Below are 16,278 nucleotides of genomic sequence, written 5' to 3'. Positions count from 1 at the left end.
CGTGACCCCCCGGGGGGGGGGGGGGGGCGCGCGGCAGTGCCCCGTGCACTCGCGAGAGGGAGGTGCTGCGGAATTACTGCTGCAGGTCCGGGTAGAGCGGGAACGCGGCGGCCAGGGCGTCGACGCGGGCGCGCAGGGCCTCGACGTCGGCCCCCGGGAGCAGCGCGAGGGCGATGATGTCGGCCACCTCGGTGAACTCGGCATCGCCGAAGCCGCGGGTCGCGAGCGCGGGCGTGCCGATGCGCAGGCCCGAGGTCACCATGGGCGGACGCGGGTCGTTCGGGACGGCGTTGCGGTTCACGGTGATGTGGATGTCGTGCAGGAGATCCTCGGACTGCTTGCCGTCGATCTCGGCGTCGCGCAGGTCGACCAGAACCAGGTGCACGTCGGTGCCGCCGGAGCGTACGGAGATGCCGGCGTCCTTCACGTCCTGCTGCGACAGGCGCTCGGCGATGAGCTTCGCCCCGCGCAGCACACGCTCCTGGCGCTCCTTGAACTCGGGGGTGCCGGCGAGCTTGAACGCCGTGGCCTTGGCCGCGATCACGTGCATGAGCGGTCCGCCCTGCTGCCCGGGGAACACCGCGGTGTTGATCTTCTTGGCGAGCTCGGCGTCGTTGGTGAGGATGAAGCCCGAGCGCGGGCCGCCGATCGTCTTGTGCACGGTCGAGGAGACGACGTGTGCGTGGGGCACCGGGTTCGGGTGCAGACCCGCGGCGACCAGACCGGCGAAGTGCGCCATGTCGACCCAGAGCAGCGCGCCGACCTCGTCGGCGATCTCACGGAACGCGGCGAAGTCCATCGTGCGCGGGTAGGCCGACCAGCCGGCGATGATGACCTTCGGCTTGTGCTCGATCGCGAGGCGACGCACCTCCGCCATGTCGATCGTCGAGGTCTCGGGGTCGACGCCGTAGGCGACGATGTCGTACAGACGGCCGGAGAAGTTGATCTTCATGCCATGCGTGAGGTGGCCGCCCTGGTCGAGGGACAGACCGAGCAGGGTGTCGCCCGGACGGGCGATCGCGTGCAGGACCGCCGCGTTCGCGGAGGCGCCGGAGTGCGGCTGCACGTTCGCGAACTCCGCACCGAACAGGCTCTTCGCCCGCTCGATCGCGAGGGACTCCGCGACGTCGACCTCTTCGCAGCCGCCGTAGTAGCGGCGTCCGGGGTAGCCCTCTGCGTATTTGTTCGTGAGCACGGAGCCCTGCGACTGCAGCACCGAGACGGGCACGAAGTTCTCCGACGCGATCATCTCGAGGAAGGTCTGCTGACGCTTCAGCTCGCGATCCAGGACCTGAGCGATCTCGGGGTCGACCTCGGAAAGCGGGGCGTTGAAGTAACGGTCGGTCATGATGACGTGCTCCTTTGACAACGGATTCGAAAGGGGTGTTCCTATCGGCCCAGGCGCGCGGTCGAATTCCGTGGTCAGTCGCTCCCCGGTGGTAGTCCACCCAGACGCCAGTCGCGACGGTTACGAGCATAGCCGATGCGAGCCGCCGCGCACGCTGCCGTCTCATGGCGGTCGCAGAATCGATTCGAGTTCTGCCATTCCGCTGAGCGGCACCGACGGGTAGGTTTTGTTCATGGTCCTTCCTCATCCTCTTCCGCTCGTTCCCGTGCCCGTGTCCGCCGTCGCACGAGAGGGACGGATGCCGATCACCGCGAAGACGCGCGTGCGCGGTTCCTCCCCCGCAGCCGCCCAGCTGATCGACGCGGTCGAGCGCCGCAGCGGCATCCGGCTCTCCGTCGTCGACGAGGCCCACGCCGACATCGAGTTGATCGTCGACCCGGAATCCTCGGCGCCGGAAGGCTACACACTCGAGATCGGCGATCAGGCCATCGTCGTCGGGGCCGACGAGGCAGGGCTCTTCTACGGCGTGCAGACACTGCTGCAGCTGCTGCGCCAGGACGACTCCGGTTGGGCGCTGCTCCGCGCCGACGTCGCGGACTCCCCGCGCTTCCCGCGACGGGGCGTCATGCTCGACGTCGCCCGGCACTTCTTCGGCGTCGACGATGTGAAGAGATTCATCGACAGCACGAGTGCACTCAAGTTCAACCACCTGCACCTGCACCTGAGCGACGACCAGGGGTGGCGCGTGCACATCGACTCCTGGCCGCTGCTCACCGAGCGCGCCTCCGGCACGTCGGCGAACGGCGACCCCGGCGGCTTCTACTCGAAGGACGACTACCGCGAGCTCGTGGCGTACGCCGCCTCGCGCCACATGATCGTGATCCCCGAGATCGACCTGCCCGGGCACACCCACGCGATCGGCGTGGCCTACCCCGAGCTCGTCGAGGCGCCGGTGCTGAACGACAACCTCATCGCGGATTCCGCGCGTCTGGGCCAGCCGTTGCCCGTCGCCGGCGAGACCTACCTCGGCTGGGGTGTCGGCCATTCCAGCGTCCGCATCCACGAGGAGCGCACGTACGAGTTCGTGCGCGACGTCGTCCGCGAGTTGGCCGAGATGACGCCGGGGCCGTACATCCACATCGGCGGCGACGAGTCGCTCGGCACTCCCCAGGCCGACTTCGATCTGTTCGCCGCGCGCGCGACCTCGATCGTCGTGGCAGAGGGGAAGATCCCGATGGCCTGGCACGAGATGGGCTCCGCGGCGAACATCGCCGAGGGCACCGTCGGGCAGTACTGGGGGAAGACCACGCCCGAAGGCACACACGCCGAGGAGGCCGCCCATTTCGTCGAGCGGGGCGGCGCTCTCCTCATGTCGGCGGCTGACGTCACCTACCTCGACATGAAGTACACGGAGGACTTCCCCCTCGGACTCACCTGGGCGGCGATCATCGACGTCCGCTCCGCCTACGAGTGGGAGCCCACCGCGGTGCTCGACGTCCCCGCGGCCGCGATCCTCGGTGTGGAGGCCCCTCTCTGGTCGGAGACCACCCGCACGATCGACGAGGTCGAGCAGCTGGTCTTCCCGCGCGCCGCCGCGCAGGCCGAGGTCGCCTGGTCGCCACGAGAGACACCGGAGCGCACATGGGAGTCGTTCCGCCTGCGGGTCGGGTCGTTGGCGCCACTGTGGAAGGCTGAAGGGGTCGATTTCCACCCCGCAGACGAGATCCCCTGGAGCGCACGTTGAGCACCCACTCCTCTTCGACCGGTTCGCTGGTCATCCACTCCGCGCGGATCATCGATCACGGCGACATCGTCGAGGACGGCTGGATCCGGGTCGAGGACGGTGTCGTGACGGTCCGCGGGACGGGATCGGAGTGGACGCCGGCGGACGAGATCGTCGACGCGACCGCCGTCGCCGGCGCGGGCGCCCTGCTCACTCCCGGCTTCATCGACATCCACGGGCACGGAGGCGCCGGTGCCGCGTTCGACGACGGCGTGGAGGCGATCCGCACCGGACGAGACCTGCACCGCGCGCACGGCACCACCCGCGCGGTCATCTCGCTCGTGACCGCGTCGCTGGACTCCCTCGCACGCAGTGTCGCGCTCATCGCGGATCTGACCGAAACGGATACCGACATCCTGGGATCGCACCTCGAGGGGCCCTTCCTCGACCCCGGGCATCACGGAGCCCACGAACCCTCGCTTCTTCGCCATCCGGCGGCCGCGGATGTCTCCCGCCTCCTGGATGCCGGCCGCGGCACCGTCCGTCAGGTCACCATCGCGCCGGAGCTCCCCGGCGGGATCGACGCGATCCGACAGATCGTGGCAGCGGGCTCCGCGGCCGCCGTCGGCCACACCGATGCGGATGCTGCCATGGCGATCGCCGCGTTCGAGGCGGGAGCCTCCATCCTCACCCACGCTTTCAACGCGATGCCGGGGATCCATCACCGCGCCCCGGGGCCGGTTCTCGCGGCGGCGGCCGATCATCGTGTGGTGCTCGAGGCCATCGCCGACAACGTGCATCTGGACCCGCACGTCGTCAAGCTCGTCTTCGACTCCGCCCCCCGTCGGGTCGCGCTGATCACCGATGCGATGGCGGCCGCCGGGAGTGCCGACGGCCACTACGACCTCGGCGCGGTGAGCGTCACGGTGCGCGACGGCGTGGCGAGGGCTGACGACACCGGATCGATCGCCGGATCGACGCTGACGCAGGACGTGGCCCTGCGGCGGACGGTGCAGGCAGGCGTGTCGCTGCCCGAGGCCGTCCGCGCGCTCACGGAGACGCCGGCACGGGCGATCGGCCGCGATTCCGCTCTCGGCGGTCTGCGCAACGGGATGCTCGGCGACGCCGTGCTCCTGGATGCGGAACTGCGCGTCGCGCGCGTGTGGTCAGGACCCCGGCTGCTCGTCTGAGACGGCGCCGCGCGCGACGCGCAGCTCTGCGCTCTCCGGTCATGCATGTGTGACGGGGCGGGGGGGGGGCGNNCCCAGATCGGCGGCCTCGTTCCCCCTCGTGAGACGGGCGGCCGGGTTCTCCTCCCCCGAGGATCCCGACCTGCCCGACCAGTGCGAATGCCCCCCGCACCAGTGCCTGGATCCCGCCCCCCGGTGGGATCCTCACGGCTGTCTCTATGGGATGAGACGACGCTCCTCCCGATTCATTACGCGACTTCTCGAAATTCCTTCGAGAAGTTCTTCCCGATCCTCGGATCGAACGTGCGGGAGGCCGCCGCTCCCCAGATCGGCGGCCTCGTTCCCTCTCGTGAGACGGGCGGCCGGGTTCTCCTCCCCCGAGGATCCCGACCTGCCCGACCAGTGCGAATACCCCCCGCACCAGCGCCTGGATCCCGCCCCCCGGTGGAATCCTCACGGCTGTCTACATGGGATGAGACGACACTCCTCCCGATTCATTACGCGACTTCTCGAAATTCCTTCGTACGGGTTTGGGGACCCCCCGACATCCGGCTCCAGCGGCACCTCTGGCGAACCCGGGCATCGCCTTGGAGTTCCGGGAAAGGGTGGCTTCCCTGGGAGATTCGCGAGAGAATGGAGAAGTCGCGTGATGAGAGGCGCTCTCATGCGTCTCTTCCCGTGGAGGCGCACCTGCGCCCGGCGACAGATGGATGATTGTGCACGAAGAGAACACGACACACGACGAAGCGATCGGCGACGCCGACCTGATCCTCCGCACCCGTTCGGGCGACACGGAGGCGTTCGGTGAACTCTGGCGACGACACTACCCGTCGGGTCTCTCCGTGGCCCGCTCGGTCACCTCGTCGATCGACCCCGATGACCTCGTGCAGGAGTCGTACACGCGCATCTATCAGGCGATCATCAAAGGGGGCGGGCCGAACGGATCCTTCCGCGCCTACCTGTTCACGAGCATCCGCAACACGGCGGCAGGCTGGGGACGCGCCCGCCGCGAGACCGCGATCGATGAACTCGACACCGTCGCCGACCCCGACACCACCGATCAGGCCGCGAGCGAGGCACTCGACCGCAGCCTCACCGCGCAGGCTTTCCGCAGTCTCCCCTCCCGCTGGCAGGAGGTGCTCTGGTACACCGAGATCGAGCAGATGAAGCCGCAGGAGGTCGGCCCTCTCCTCGGGATGAAGGCCGGTGCCGTGTCGCAGTTGGCCTTCCGCGCCCGCGAGGGTCTGCGTGAAGCCTGGATCCAGGCGCATCTGCGCAGCGCCGAAGACGGCTCCGAGTGCCAATGGACCATCGAGCACCTGGGCGCCTACTCACGTGGCAACCTCAGCACGCGCGACCACAAGCGGCTCGAACTGCACCTCGATGAGTGCGCTCGATGCATGATCGTCGCGGCCGAGGCGAAAGATGTCTCCAAGCGTCTCGCCCTGGTGCTCCTGCCTCTCGTCCTCGGCGTCACCGGCGCCGCCGGCTACCTCGCCACGCTGCAAGGCGCCGGCACACCCATCGTCGCGCTGGCAGCCATGCCGTCGAGCATTCCCGGAGCCGTCTTCGCCGGCGACCCCGGTGCTTCGCACGCCGCGACGGGCCTCGCCGCGACCGGTGGTTCAGGTTCAGGTGGCGGGGCCGGCGGCTCGGCGGGAGGCACTGCCGGCTCATCCGCCGGTGCCGGATCCGCGGGTGGCGTGTTCACCGGGATCGGCGCCCTGGTCGGTGCAGGTTCCGCGGCCCTGGTCGTCGCCGGTGTCGTCGCCGCCGCCGCGATCCTTCCCGGACTCGCCGGGGCCGATCCCGCGACCTCCCTTCCGAACGCCGGGGACGAGGATCCGTCTTCGATCTCCGCAGACGTCGGACCCGACGAGAAGATGAGCCTCGACGAGCCCGTCGTCATCGAGCCGCCGATGACCGTGCCGGAGGAGACTCCCGCACCCCCGGTCACGGATCCGGTGCCGGGAGCAGATGAGGTGGGCCCTGTGGCCGCTGCGCCTCCCCCCATCCTCCCTCCTGTCACGGTGCCGCCTGTCACCGTGCCGCCCGTTGACCCGGTCGACCCCGTGGACCCGGTCGACCCCGTCGACCCCGTCGACCCCGTCGACCCCGTCGACCCCGTCGACCCCGTAGACCCCGTCGACCCCGTAGACCCGGGTGTCCCCACGGAGGCCCCCACCTGGGAGACCGCCACCATCTGGTTCAACGGCCTCCAGGTCCACTACAGCGTTCCGATCACCGGAATGGCCGGTCAAAGGGTCGAGGCCCTCCTCGACGACAGCACCGGCGGCGGTGACAGCATCCTGCTCGACGAATCCGGCTTCGGCGTCATCGATCTCCGCCCGACCTTCTGGCAGTTCGTCGACGCGGACATCACGACCGTCACCTTCCGTTACGTCCTCCCATCGGGCACCAGCCCCTCCACGGTCACCACACTGCTCGAGCTCGAACCCAACCGTCCCGACAGTTCCGAGGAAGAGGCTCCGATCGCGTCTCTCACCGCGACGCCGGAGCCCGCGACCGATGCATCTCCCGTCTCGCCTGCGGCGTCCGAGCCGACGTCCGTGACGGAGCTTGCACCTGCACCTGCAGCTGCACCTGCACCTGCACCTGTCGAGCCCGCACCTGCTCCCGTCGCACCCGCACCCGCCGAGGCAACCCCCGTCGAGCCCGCACCCGTCGAGGCGACGCCTGTCCCCGCAGACTCGACCGAACCCGAACCCGAACCCGCACCTGCGCCTCTGACCGAGGCCGCCGCTGCCCCGGCTGAGGACGCCCCCGCCGCCGAATAGACTGGATCCATGTCCTCGGATCCCGCTCCTGTCCCCGGCGTCGACCGCCCGGTCATCACCGCTCTCGACATCGTCCGCGCCGTCGTCCTCATCGTCGCCGTGGCCTCTCTCGCCCTCTGGGGCTTCGCGAGCTGGGATCTTCCCTGGAACGTCGTCATCGGCGTCGGAGCTCCCGTCGTCGTGATCCTGATCTGGGCGCTGTTCCTGTCGCCGCGTCCGGTCCTGCGCGTGCACCCTTTCCTCCGCGCCGCCGTCGAGTTGCTGATCTACGTCGGAGTCACCATCGCCTGGTGGTCGATGGGCCAGGCGCTCATCGGCACGGCCTTCGCCCTCGTCGCGGTGGTCGCCGGTGTGCTCAGCGGTCGACGCGCGCTGTCCTGAGGCTTCTCTCGTGAGCACACCGTCGTGAGCACGCCATCGTGAGCGCCCTCTCCCTCCTGCAGGAATCCCTCGGAGCGCTCGTCGACACCGACGACGCCTCGCTCGAACAGGCCAGAGCCGACCGCTCCGGTCATTCCGCAGTGGGCCGTCCACTCGCCGTCGTCCACGCGGAGCGGATCGAGCATGTGCAGCAGACAATGCGCATCGCCACCGCCACCCGCACTCCGGTCGTGATCCGCGGCGCCGGAACCGGGCTGGCGGGCGCCGCGAACGCAGGAACCGGCGAGATCGTGCTGTCGCTGCGCCGGATGACAGCGATCAACGAGATCCGTCCCGATGATCTGCTCGCCGTGGTCGAGCCCGGAATCCTGAACGCCGATCTCAACACCGCACTCTCCGAGCACGGGCTGTGGTGGGCGCCCGACCCCGCCAGTCGCGACATCTCGACCGTCGGCGGCAACATCGCCACGGGCGCCGGCGGTCTGCTCTGCGCCAAGTACGGGGTCGTGCGCGACGCGGTGCTCGGGGTCGACGTGGTGCTCGCGGACGGGCGGCTGATGCACCTCGGACACCGCAGCGTCAAGGGCGTCACTGGACTGGATCTCACCGCGCTGATGGTCGGCTCGGAAGGCACGCTCGGAGTCGTCGTCGGGGCCACCCTGAAGCTGCGCCGGCTCGTCCACGGCGAGATCTGCACTGTCACCGCGACCTTCCCCGGCGTACGCGCCGCGGCCGCCGCCTCTGCCGCCGTCACCGCTGCCGGCGTCCAGCCGGCGATCATGGAGCTGATGGATGCCGCGAGCCTCTCCGCCGTGCATGCTCTCCTCGCGCTCGCTGTTCCCCCGGAGGGCGCGGCCCAGCTGACCATCCAGACGGACGGCCCGGCGGCTGCCGCCGAAGCGGACACGATCGCCGCGATCCTGCGCGACCACGAGGGGGCGGTGATCATCTCCCATGACCGCGACGAGGGCGAGCGCCTCCTCGCCGTCCGACGGTCGATGCATGCAGCGATGGCATCGCTGGGCACGACGCTGATCGAAGACGTCTCGGTACCGCGCAGCGCCATGCCGGCGATGTTCGACGAGATCGCGCGCATCGAGCGCGAGTACGGCATCGTGATCCCGACGGTCGCCCATGCCGGCGACGGCAACCTGCACCCGAACTTCATCTTCGAGGGGACGGAGACGCCGCCGCACGTGTGGGCGGCAGCAGACGAGCTCTTCCGCGCCGCCATCCGTCTCGGCGGCACCCTGACAGGCGAGCACGGCATCGGAGTCCTGAAACGGCGCTGGCTCGCCGAGGAGTTGGGTGACGACCAGTGGCAGCTCCAACGTCAGATCGCCGCCGTGTTCGATCCGCTCGGCATCCTCAACCCCGGAAAGGTGTTCGCCTCCGATGCCTGACATCCATGTGAGCGCGGCGGTGATCGTCGACGAGTCCGGACGCGTGCTGGTCGTCCGCAAGCAGGGCACGACCATGTTCATGCAGCCGGGCGGCAAGCCCGAGGCCGGCGAGTCCGCCGCGCAGACGCTGATCCGCGAGCTCGACGAGGAACTCGGGCTGGTCCTCGACGAAGCCGCCCTCGAGCCCCTCGGCACGTTCGTCTCCGCGGCAGCGAACGAGCCGGGGCACCGGGTGGTCGCCGAGGCTTTCGCGACCTCCGTCGACCCCGAGGCGGTGAGTGTTCAGGCAGAGCTCGCCGAGCTGCGGTGGATCACCCCGGCCGACGTCGCCACGCTTCCGCTGGCGCCGCTGAGCGTCGAGCACCTGCTCCCGATCGCCTGGCCCGCGTCGGCGGGCTGAGCACGCCGGCGCGGGGCTCGGGCGCGCGTCAGATGCCCTGCCAGGCGGGCTTGTTGGCGAACGTGTAGCGGTAGTAGTCGGCGAGCGCGAGGCGCGAGGCCGCGGCTTCGTCGACCACGATCGTGGCGTGCGGGTGCAGCTGGATCGCGGAGCCGGGCAGGAGCGCGGTGAGCGGTCCCTCGACTGCTCCGGCGACGGCTTCGGCCTTGCCTTCGCCGAAGGCGAGCAGCACCAGGTGACGCGCCTTCAGGATCGTTCCCAGCCCCTGGGTGATGCAGTGCATGGGAACGTCGTCGATCGAGTCGAAGAAGCGGGCGTTGTCTTCGCGCGTCTGCTCCGTGAGCGTCTTCACGCGAGTGCGGGAGGCGAAAGACGATCCAGGCTCGTTGAAGCCGATGTGTCCGTCCGTGCCGATGCCGAGGATCTGCAGATCGACGCCCCCGGCGGCATCGATGGCCGCCTCGTAGTCATCGCCCGCGTGCTGGATCGTCGCCTGCGCACCGTTGGGGACATGGATGCGCCGCGGGTCGAGTCCGAGCGGCTCGACGACCTCACGGGTGATGACCGAGCGGTAGCTCTCGGGGTGCGCGGGGTCGATCCCGACGTACTCGTCGAGGGCGAAGCCGCGCACCTGCGAGACGTCGTGACCCGCGAGCTGCGTGCGCAGCGCCTGGTACACCGGCAGCGGTGTCGATCCGGTGGCGAGGCCGAGGACCGCATCCGCACGACGTGCGATCAGCTCCACGATCTCGGTGGCGACCAACGCACCGGCAGCCTCGGCATTCTCGACGATGACGACCTCAGCCATGGGGAACGATCTCCTTCTCGGTGATGGAAGCGCCGACGAGTGCGGCGCCGAATGCGGCGGCGGGAGAACCCGCGGGGAGCAGTTCGATTCTCTCATCCAGGCGGAGCGACCGCATGAACGGTGACGCCTCGGCGCCCGCGTGCAGGGCGGCGCGGATGCCGTTCTCGAGCCGGTCTCCGAGAGCGGTGAGTCCTCCCCCGATGACCACCGTCTCGACGTCGGCGGAGAGCACGAGAACCCGCACGGCGGCTGCGGCTCCGTGGTAGAGGTCGTCGCGAAGGGAGAGTGCCAGCGGATCGCCGGCGTCCGCCGCGTCGAAGATGTCCCGGATCGGCAGCGCACCGGGGCGACCCCATGCTTTGGCCAGCGCGCCCCCACCGCAGAAGGTCTCGACGCAGCCGTGCTGTCCGCAGCCGCACAGTCGTCCACGCGGATCGACCGAGAGGTGACCGACCTCGCCGGCCGTTCCCCGCGCGCCGCGCCAGATGCGCCCGTCGATCACGATTCCGGCGGCGACGCCCGTTCCGAGGTTCAGGTAGGCCATGGACCCGGCGACTCCGCTCAGCACCGCGGCTCCGAGCGCCGCGGCCTTCACGTCGTTCTCCACCCGGAAGGGGACACCGAGTGCACGCTCGGCCGTGGCAGCGAGGTCCAGGGACTCCACCCCGAGGTTGACGGCGTGATCCACGCGGCCGGCCTCGGCGTCGACGAGTCCGGGGATCCCGATCCCCACGGATCCGACGTCGTCGAGGGCGAATCCGCTCTCGACGGCGAGGGCGGTGACCGCCGCGACGATGCTCTCGACGACGGCGTCGTCACCCCAGCCGGTCGGTCGGCGCAGTCTCCCCCGGATGTCTCCGGACGGATCGACGGCGACCGCGTCGATCTTCGTACCACCGACGTCCAGGCCCACTCGAATGGGCCGACCGGAGCGGTCGGCACTGCCGGCACCCGTCATCGGATGCTGCTCCCTGCCGTGACGGTGATGGTGGCGTCGACGATCACGACACTCCCAGCTGTCCGGAGAGCACCATGACGGCGGCTCCTCGCAGGACGATGTCCTCCTGGTGCGTCAGCCGCACCACGACATCCTCGAAGACGCCCTCGAGGGTCCGCGCGTGCAGCGTCTCGATGGCGGCGTCGATCAGGACGCCGTCGAGCAGTTCGGCCGGTCCGGAGAGCACGACCTCGGAGAGATCGAGCGCCGCGACGATCGGGGCGACGGCGATGGCCATCCGCGTTCCGGCATCACGGAGGATCTCGTCTCGCGCATCGGGGTCCGCAGCGATCGCCGCGCCGAGGCGGCTCACGCTGAGCCATGCTTCGAGACAGCCGTCCTTGCCGCACGCGCAGCGCGGTCCGCCGTCGGTTCCGACCACGACGTGACCGATCTCCCCTGCGGCGAAGCGGCTGCCGAGCAGAGGCTGGCTGCCGGTGATGAGACCGGCGCCGACGCCCTTGCCGATCTTGATCAGCATGAAGTCGGCCTTGGCGTCACCGAAGGTGTACTCCGCGAGCACCGCTGCGTTGGCGTCGTTTCGGGCGAGGACGGGAAGGTCGAGGTCGACGCCGAGCTTCGCCTCGAGCGGGAAGTTCGTCCAGCCGAGGTTGGGCGAGCTGAGGACGAGGCCATCGGGACGCACCACACCGGGCGTGCCGATTCCCACACCCAGCAGAGGCTGGGTCGATGCGGCGACGAGGGCGTCCGCCAGCTCACGCAGTGCCGCATAGGCCGCCTCGCCGTCGGGCGATGCGGGGCGGGCCACCTCGCGCCGCTCGAGCACATCTCCGTCGAGACTCAGCACCGCACCGGTGAAGGCGTCAGGTCCGGAGAGGTCGAGACCGACGATCTGATGCCCGAAGCGGTCGATGTCGATGAGGATCGGCGGCTTGCCGGGGCCGACGGCCTCACGGACGCCCATCTCGATCACGATGCCGTCGGCGATGAACTCTGCGACCAGGTCGGAGATGGTGACCCGGGTGAGTCCGGTCTCCCGGGAGAGGTCGGCGCGACTCATCGCGCCCGCGTGGTAGAGCGTCTGCAGCACGAGGGCGCGGTTGTGCCCTCGTGCGTGCTCGGGCAGCACCTTGGATCGTGAGCGCAGGTGGCGCCCGGGGCCGAAGGCGTGCGCATTCGCACCGACGTACTCTGACGGCGATGCGGAACGCTGTTCATCCGAAACGGACATGTTTGTTAGTAGACCTTACGAACAAAATTTGCGCAACCTCTACCCGCGGACGCGCGAGCAGGGTTACCGAAACGTTACATTACTTTCGATCGTCTTCGGCGACCGTGTTCGAGCGCTCGAGGAGACGCTCCACCAGGCCCGCGACGATCTGCTCCCGCGCCTCGATCGTGAGGGGCTTCCCCGGCACGCCGGGGCGGCGCTGAGCGGGTTGCGGACCGTCAAGGGGACGATACCGCACCCCGGCGGCGGCGAGTCGGCGCAGATGGGTCGGCAGGCGGCGTCCGAAGCCGGCATACGGTGCGGCGTCGCCTCCTTCCCAGAGTCTCTCGGCGATCGCCGAGAGACGCGGGAACACCGCGAAGTCGACGCGATCCGCTGTCGGCAGATGCTCGCTCCACACGTTCGCCTGTCCCCCCACTGCGCCATCCACGACGCGCAGTGTGTAGGCGCGCTCGATCGTGAGCGGCGGACCGACCCTGATCGGCTCCTCCTCGGACTCCGACTGCGGGTAGTCGAGATAGACCTCGAGGTCGGGGCACGCCACGACCTCGATACCGAGACGCAGCGCCTCGCGCATCGCCGCCGGGCCACGCCAGGCGAGGATGCGCACCCCCTCGGGGACATCCCCCTCGAGAACTTCGTCCCAGGCGAGCGCGGTGCGACCGCGGGAACGCACGTGCGCCACGAAGTGCGCGGTGAACCACGGCTGCACGTCATGCGGCGTCGCGAGGCCGAGCTCACGCATCCGCGCGCCGGCCGCTGCGCTCTGCGCCCACTCCGTGACCGGCACCTCGTCGCCGCCGATCCCGATCCACTCCGAATCGAAGGCATCGCACAGCGCATCGATCGCCGCACGTCCGAACGCCAGAGCGGCATCCGTGGGCGCCAGGGTGCGCGGGTTCACCCCGAAGCGCTCCCAGGCGGAAGGCGCCGGCTCCCCGACGTCGAGGTTGCCGAGCTCGGGGTACGCGGCGAGGCCCGCCTGGATGTGCCCCGGCAGTTCCACCTCCGGCACGAGGGTCACGAATCGCTCGCGAGCGTAAGCGACCAGATCGTGCAGTTCCGCCGTCGTATAGAACCCCTCGTGCACACCGGGGACGACGGTCGACGACGGACCGTGTCCCAGCTGTGTCGCCTCCCGCCGCCCGCCCACCTCGGTGAGCCGGGGGAAGCCGGGCACCTCGAAACGCCAACCCTGGTCGTCGGTGAGGTGCAGATGCAGGACATTCAGGTGATGGTCGGCGAGAAGATCGATGAACCGGCGGACCTCCTCGACGCTCCGGAAGTGCCGGGCGACGTCGAGCATGGCTCCGCGCCAGCTGTACGCGGGCGCCCCTTGCCAGACCCCCGCGGGGATCAGCGCCGTCGTGTCATCCGGGTCCCGGAGCTGTCGCAGTGTGGTCGCGCCCCGGAACACGCCCACGGGACTCGCGCCCCTGACCTCGATCCCGGACGCGCTCACGGTCACCCGGAAGGCCTCGTCGCCGATGCGGCCGGCGACGGCGGCATCCGCGCCGAGGGACTCGTCGATCACCAGACGGATCGGCGAGAGTTCGCCGTCGCCTCCCTCGCCGCCCAGGCGCGCCACGGATGCGCGGAGGTCAGCGGCGGTGAGATCAGAAGCGGTGATACCGGAAGCGGTGCGGATCGGCGTCCGTTCCGTCCACAGGAATCCCGGGGCAGCCGGATCGATACGCGCATCGACGCGCGGCACCGTCGCACGGTGCGGCGGCGGCGGCATCCGCAGCGCGCGGCCGGGAGTGAGTCCGGTGACGTCACCGGCCGACACCACCGGTACGCCGTCGACCAGTACCTCGACGATGCCCTGCGGGGCGGTGAAAGGCGCCTCGAAGGTCGCTCCCGCCGCGATGGTCTCCGGATCGAACAGCACCAGATCCGCGGTCGCACCCTGCGTGACGATGCCACGGGGTGCGTCGCCGCGATCGAGCCCCAGACGCCTGGCCGGAGTTCCGGAGAGGTGACGGACGGCCTCCTCCCAGGTGAGGATGCCGAGTTCGAGCACGTAGTGCCCGAGGTATCGCGGGAATGTGCCGCGCCCGCGCGGGTGCGGCCGGGCGCCGATCAGGATCCCGTCGCTTCCGCCCGCGTGCCGCGGATGTCGCATGATCGCGCGGACGTTCTCCTCATCGCCGATGTGCATCAGGATCCCGGTGGCCCCGGCGTCGTCGATGATCGTGTCGAGCACCACATCGACGGCGCGGCGGCCGGTCGTGGTGGAGATCTCGGCGATGGTGCGTCCGACGAGATCGGCCAGGGCCGGATTGGCGGTGCCGGAGATCTGGATCTGCGTCCAATCGGCCTTCTCACCGTGGAAGCCGTCGCAGCCGACCTCCTCGAGCTCCACGCGCACGGCCTCTCGGCCGGCGCTGTCGAGACCGGCGATGGCGCCGAGCAGATCGCCGGTGGCTGCGAGCCTGCTGGGCAGCAGTGCGGAGAGGGTGGTGGCGCCGGGAAGATAGGGATACGTGTCGAGCGTGACGTCCACGCCATCCGCGATCGCCTCGTCGACCAGAGTCAGCAGGTCACGCGCGCGCCCCCGGTTCGGAGCGAAGTTCATGGTGGCATGGGTCAGATGCACGGGGCATCCGGTGCGACGGCCGATGTCGAGCGCTTCGCGGTACGCCTCGAGCGCCCCTCCCCCGTAGCTGCGGGTGTGCGGCGCCCAGTAGCCGCCGCGTTCGGCGACGACGCGGCACAGCGCCTCGAGCTCGGCGGTGTCGGCGTACATCCCCGGCGTGTAGGTGAGTCCGCTCGACATCCCGAACGCTCCCGCATCCAGCGCTTCGCCCAGGAGGTCGGCCATGGCGGACACCTCGGCCGACGTCGCCGGACGGTTCTCATGACCGACGACCATCATCCGCAGGTTCCCCTGCGGCACGAGGACGGCGGCGTTCGCGACCGCTGCGGCGTCGATCGCCGCGAGCAGATCGTCCATCGTCCGCCATGGCACCTCGGCGGGTATGCCGTTCCATCCGGCGATCTGCGCGGGGATGACCGCGGCCGCCGCATCGTCGAGGGGCGCGTACCCGAGGCCGTCCTGACCGAGCACCTCGGTCGTGACGCCCTGGCGGATCTTCGCGTCGTGCGCGGCACCGCTCAACACGGCGAGTTCGCTGTGCGCATGCATGTCGATGAATCCGGGGGCCAGCACGAGGCCGTCGGCTCTGATCTCCACAGCTCCGTCGGGAAGCGCGAGCACCGGCTCCGACGCCCCTTCGGGGATGATCGCCACCACCCTCTTCCCCTCCACGGCGACGTCGGCGACATACCTCGTCGCGCCCGTCCCGTCGATGACGGTGGCTCCGCGATAGACCCGCACCAGGCCGGCGGCGGCCTTCTCTGCGCTCAGAAGCATGTCGCCACCGCTCCGATCACCCGCGGGTCGGCGGCGTCCGGATCGTCGATCACCGCGACCACCCGCCATTTGTCGAACGCCGTGCAGGGATGTGAGAGCCCCAGCCGCACGACATCGCCGACGGCGACCCTCGCGTCATCCGCGAGGCTCAGGAACGCGTGCTGGTCGTTCAGCGCGGTGATCGCACCCGCGACGCTCTGGGGAACGGGCAGGTCGAGATCGAAGGGCACGTCTCGACGACCGGCGTCGAGCAGCGCGAGGCCGTCCTCGGGCTGCGACACCACGCGCGACCAGGCGTGCATCGCAGAACGCAGCGGTGCGGTCCCGGTGAGCGGCCCGAAGGGCGACATGCGGGAGTAGAAGCCGTCGTCGTGGATCTGGAACGCGCCGGAGCGCAGCACGACATCCGCCTCGGCGCCCACCGTCCCGAGCACCGCCGCCGCCCGGTCGGGGAACGAACTGCCGCCGGCACTCAGCACGGGGCGCACGTCGTCCGGGTACTCCAGCCGCGTGTGCAGCTCGATGAGCGTCTCCAGGTATGCGTCGACCGCGGCCACGGAGGCGTCGCCGCGGTCCGGCCCGAACGGCCCCTCGTATCCGGTGACGCCCGCGAGGCGCAGTCCCGGGGCAGCGGCGACGGCCTGCGCGATGCGCTCCCCCTC

The 16,278-nt window shown here is 70.0% G+C and carries 11 protein-coding genes, 1 pseudogene and 1 riboswitch; of the genes and pseudogenes, 6 read left to right on the top strand and 6 right to left on the bottom strand.

The genetic code is table 11. From position 1 onward, the window contains the following. Nucleotides 1–73: 73 nt before the first annotated feature. Entirely contained in the window at nucleotides 74–1,348 is a 1,275-nt protein-coding gene (gene glyA / locus B2869_RS04180; RefSeq protein WP_021198835.1) for a serine hydroxymethyltransferase, read from the bottom strand. Between the two features lie 40 nt (nucleotides 1,349–1,388). Continuing rightward, nucleotides 1,389–1,473, bottom strand: a riboswitch (ZMP/ZTP riboswitch). A 107-nt stretch (nucleotides 1,474–1,580) separates the two neighbouring features. Here glyA and B2869_RS04175 point away from each other — a divergent pair. From B2869_RS04175 to B2869_RS04150, 6 genes are all read left to right on the top strand, one after another. Further along, nucleotides 1,581–3,092: a family 20 glycosylhydrolase gene (locus B2869_RS04175; protein ID WP_292763143.1), complete on the top strand. Its 1,512-nt coding sequence runs from the start codon at nucleotides 1,581–1,583 to the stop codon at nucleotides 3,090–3,092. Continuing rightward, nucleotides 3,089–4,261, top strand: a complete 1,173-nt coding sequence (gene nagA, locus B2869_RS04170) for an N-acetylglucosamine-6-phosphate deacetylase (protein WP_292763141.1) — start codon at nucleotides 3,089–3,091, stop codon at nucleotides 4,259–4,261. The genes B2869_RS04175 and nagA overlap by 4 nt, the downstream gene beginning before the upstream one ends. Before the next feature lie 710 nt (nucleotides 4,262–4,971). Next, the gene (locus tag B2869_RS04165; protein WP_292763139.1) at nucleotides 4,972–7,059 is read left to right on the top strand and encodes a sigma-70 family RNA polymerase sigma factor; all 2,088 of its coding nucleotides are present in this window, start codon (nucleotides 4,972–4,974) and stop codon (nucleotides 7,057–7,059) included. Between the two features lie 9 nt (nucleotides 7,060–7,068). Continuing rightward, nucleotides 7,069–7,440 carry a YrdB family protein gene (locus tag B2869_RS04160; RefSeq protein ID WP_021198839.1) on the top strand — a complete coding sequence of 124 codons (372 nt, stop codon included), beginning with the start codon at nucleotides 7,069–7,071 and terminating at the stop codon, nucleotides 7,438–7,440. Between the two features lie 38 nt (nucleotides 7,441–7,478). Then, nucleotides 7,479–8,843 carry an FAD-binding oxidoreductase gene (locus tag B2869_RS04155; RefSeq protein WP_292763136.1) on the top strand — a complete coding sequence of 455 codons (1,365 nt, stop codon included), beginning with the start codon at nucleotides 7,479–7,481 and terminating at the stop codon, nucleotides 8,841–8,843. After that, nucleotides 8,836–9,243 carry an NUDIX hydrolase gene (locus tag B2869_RS04150; protein ID WP_292763134.1) on the top strand — a complete coding sequence of 136 codons (408 nt, stop codon included), beginning with the start codon at nucleotides 8,836–8,838 and terminating at the stop codon, nucleotides 9,241–9,243. Before B2869_RS04155 ends, B2869_RS04150 begins: the two co-directional genes overlap by 8 nt. Before the next feature lie 28 nt (nucleotides 9,244–9,271). Here B2869_RS04150 and nagB read toward each other — a convergent pair whose 3' ends face one another. From nagB to B2869_RS04125, 5 genes and pseudogenes are all read right to left on the bottom strand, one after another. After that, nucleotides 9,272–10,051: a glucosamine-6-phosphate deaminase gene (nagB, locus tag B2869_RS04145; protein WP_292763132.1), complete on the bottom strand. Its 780-nt coding sequence runs from the start codon at nucleotides 10,049–10,051 to the stop codon at nucleotides 9,272–9,274. Next, the gene (locus tag B2869_RS04140; protein WP_292763130.1) at nucleotides 10,044–11,009 is read right to left on the bottom strand and encodes an ROK family protein; all 966 of its coding nucleotides are present in this window, start codon (nucleotides 11,007–11,009) and stop codon (nucleotides 10,044–10,046) included. The genes nagB and B2869_RS04140 overlap by 8 nt, the downstream gene beginning before the upstream one ends. A 43-nt stretch (nucleotides 11,010–11,052) precedes the next feature. Next, the gene (locus B2869_RS04135; protein ID WP_292763128.1) at nucleotides 11,053–12,240 is read right to left on the bottom strand and encodes an ROK family transcriptional regulator; all 1,188 of its coding nucleotides are present in this window, start codon (nucleotides 12,238–12,240) and stop codon (nucleotides 11,053–11,055) included. A 79-nt stretch (nucleotides 12,241–12,319) separates the two neighbouring features. Continuing rightward, a complete protein-coding gene (locus B2869_RS04130; RefSeq protein ID WP_292763126.1) occupies nucleotides 12,320–15,616 on the bottom strand; it encodes a family 20 glycosylhydrolase in 3,297 nt (1,098 codons plus the stop codon). Continuing rightward, nucleotides 15,607–16,278, bottom strand: a pseudogene (locus tag B2869_RS04125) (amino acid deaminase); the annotation flags it as partial. The pseudogene B2869_RS04125 and the gene B2869_RS04130, both read right to left, overlap by 10 nt.

This window comes from Microbacterium sp. UBA3486 (assembly GCF_002377845.1).
Taxonomy (GTDB): Bacteria; Actinomycetota; Actinomycetes; order Actinomycetales; family Microbacteriaceae; genus Microbacterium; species Microbacterium maritypicum_A.
Note: the sequence above shows the minus strand (reverse complement) of the source record. Positions and strands in the feature narration are given on the sequence as shown.

Bases quoted from the DNA above. Each gene is read 5' to 3' on its own strand.
- B2869_RS04160 (WP_021198839.1), top strand. From the start codon at position 7,069: ATGTCCTCGGATCCCGCTCCTGTCCCCGGCGTCGACCGCCCGGTCATC.
- B2869_RS04140 (WP_292763130.1), bottom strand. From the start codon at position 11,009: ATGACGGGTGCCGGCAGTGCCGACCGCTCCGGTCGGCCCATTCGAGTG.
- B2869_RS04175 (WP_292763143.1), top strand. From the start codon at position 1,581: ATGGTCCTTCCTCATCCTCTTCCGCTCGTTCCCGTGCCCGTGTCCGCC.
- B2869_RS04135 (WP_292763128.1), bottom strand. From the start codon at position 12,240: ATGTCCGTTTCGGATGAACAGCGTTCCGCATCGCCGTCAGAGTACGTC.
- nagB (WP_292763132.1), bottom strand. From the start codon at position 10,051: ATGGCTGAGGTCGTCATCGTCGAGAATGCCGAGGCTGCCGGTGCGTTG.
- glyA (WP_021198835.1), bottom strand. From the start codon at position 1,348: ATGACCGACCGTTACTTCAACGCCCCGCTTTCCGAGGTCGACCCCGAG.
- B2869_RS04130 (WP_292763126.1), bottom strand. From the start codon at position 15,616: ATGCTTCTGAGCGCAGAGAAGGCCGCCGCCGGCCTGGTGCGGGTCTAT.
- B2869_RS04150 (WP_292763134.1), top strand. From the start codon at position 8,836: ATGCCTGACATCCATGTGAGCGCGGCGGTGATCGTCGACGAGTCCGGA.
- B2869_RS04165 (WP_292763139.1), top strand. From the start codon at position 4,972: ATGATTGTGCACGAAGAGAACACGACACACGACGAAGCGATCGGCGAC.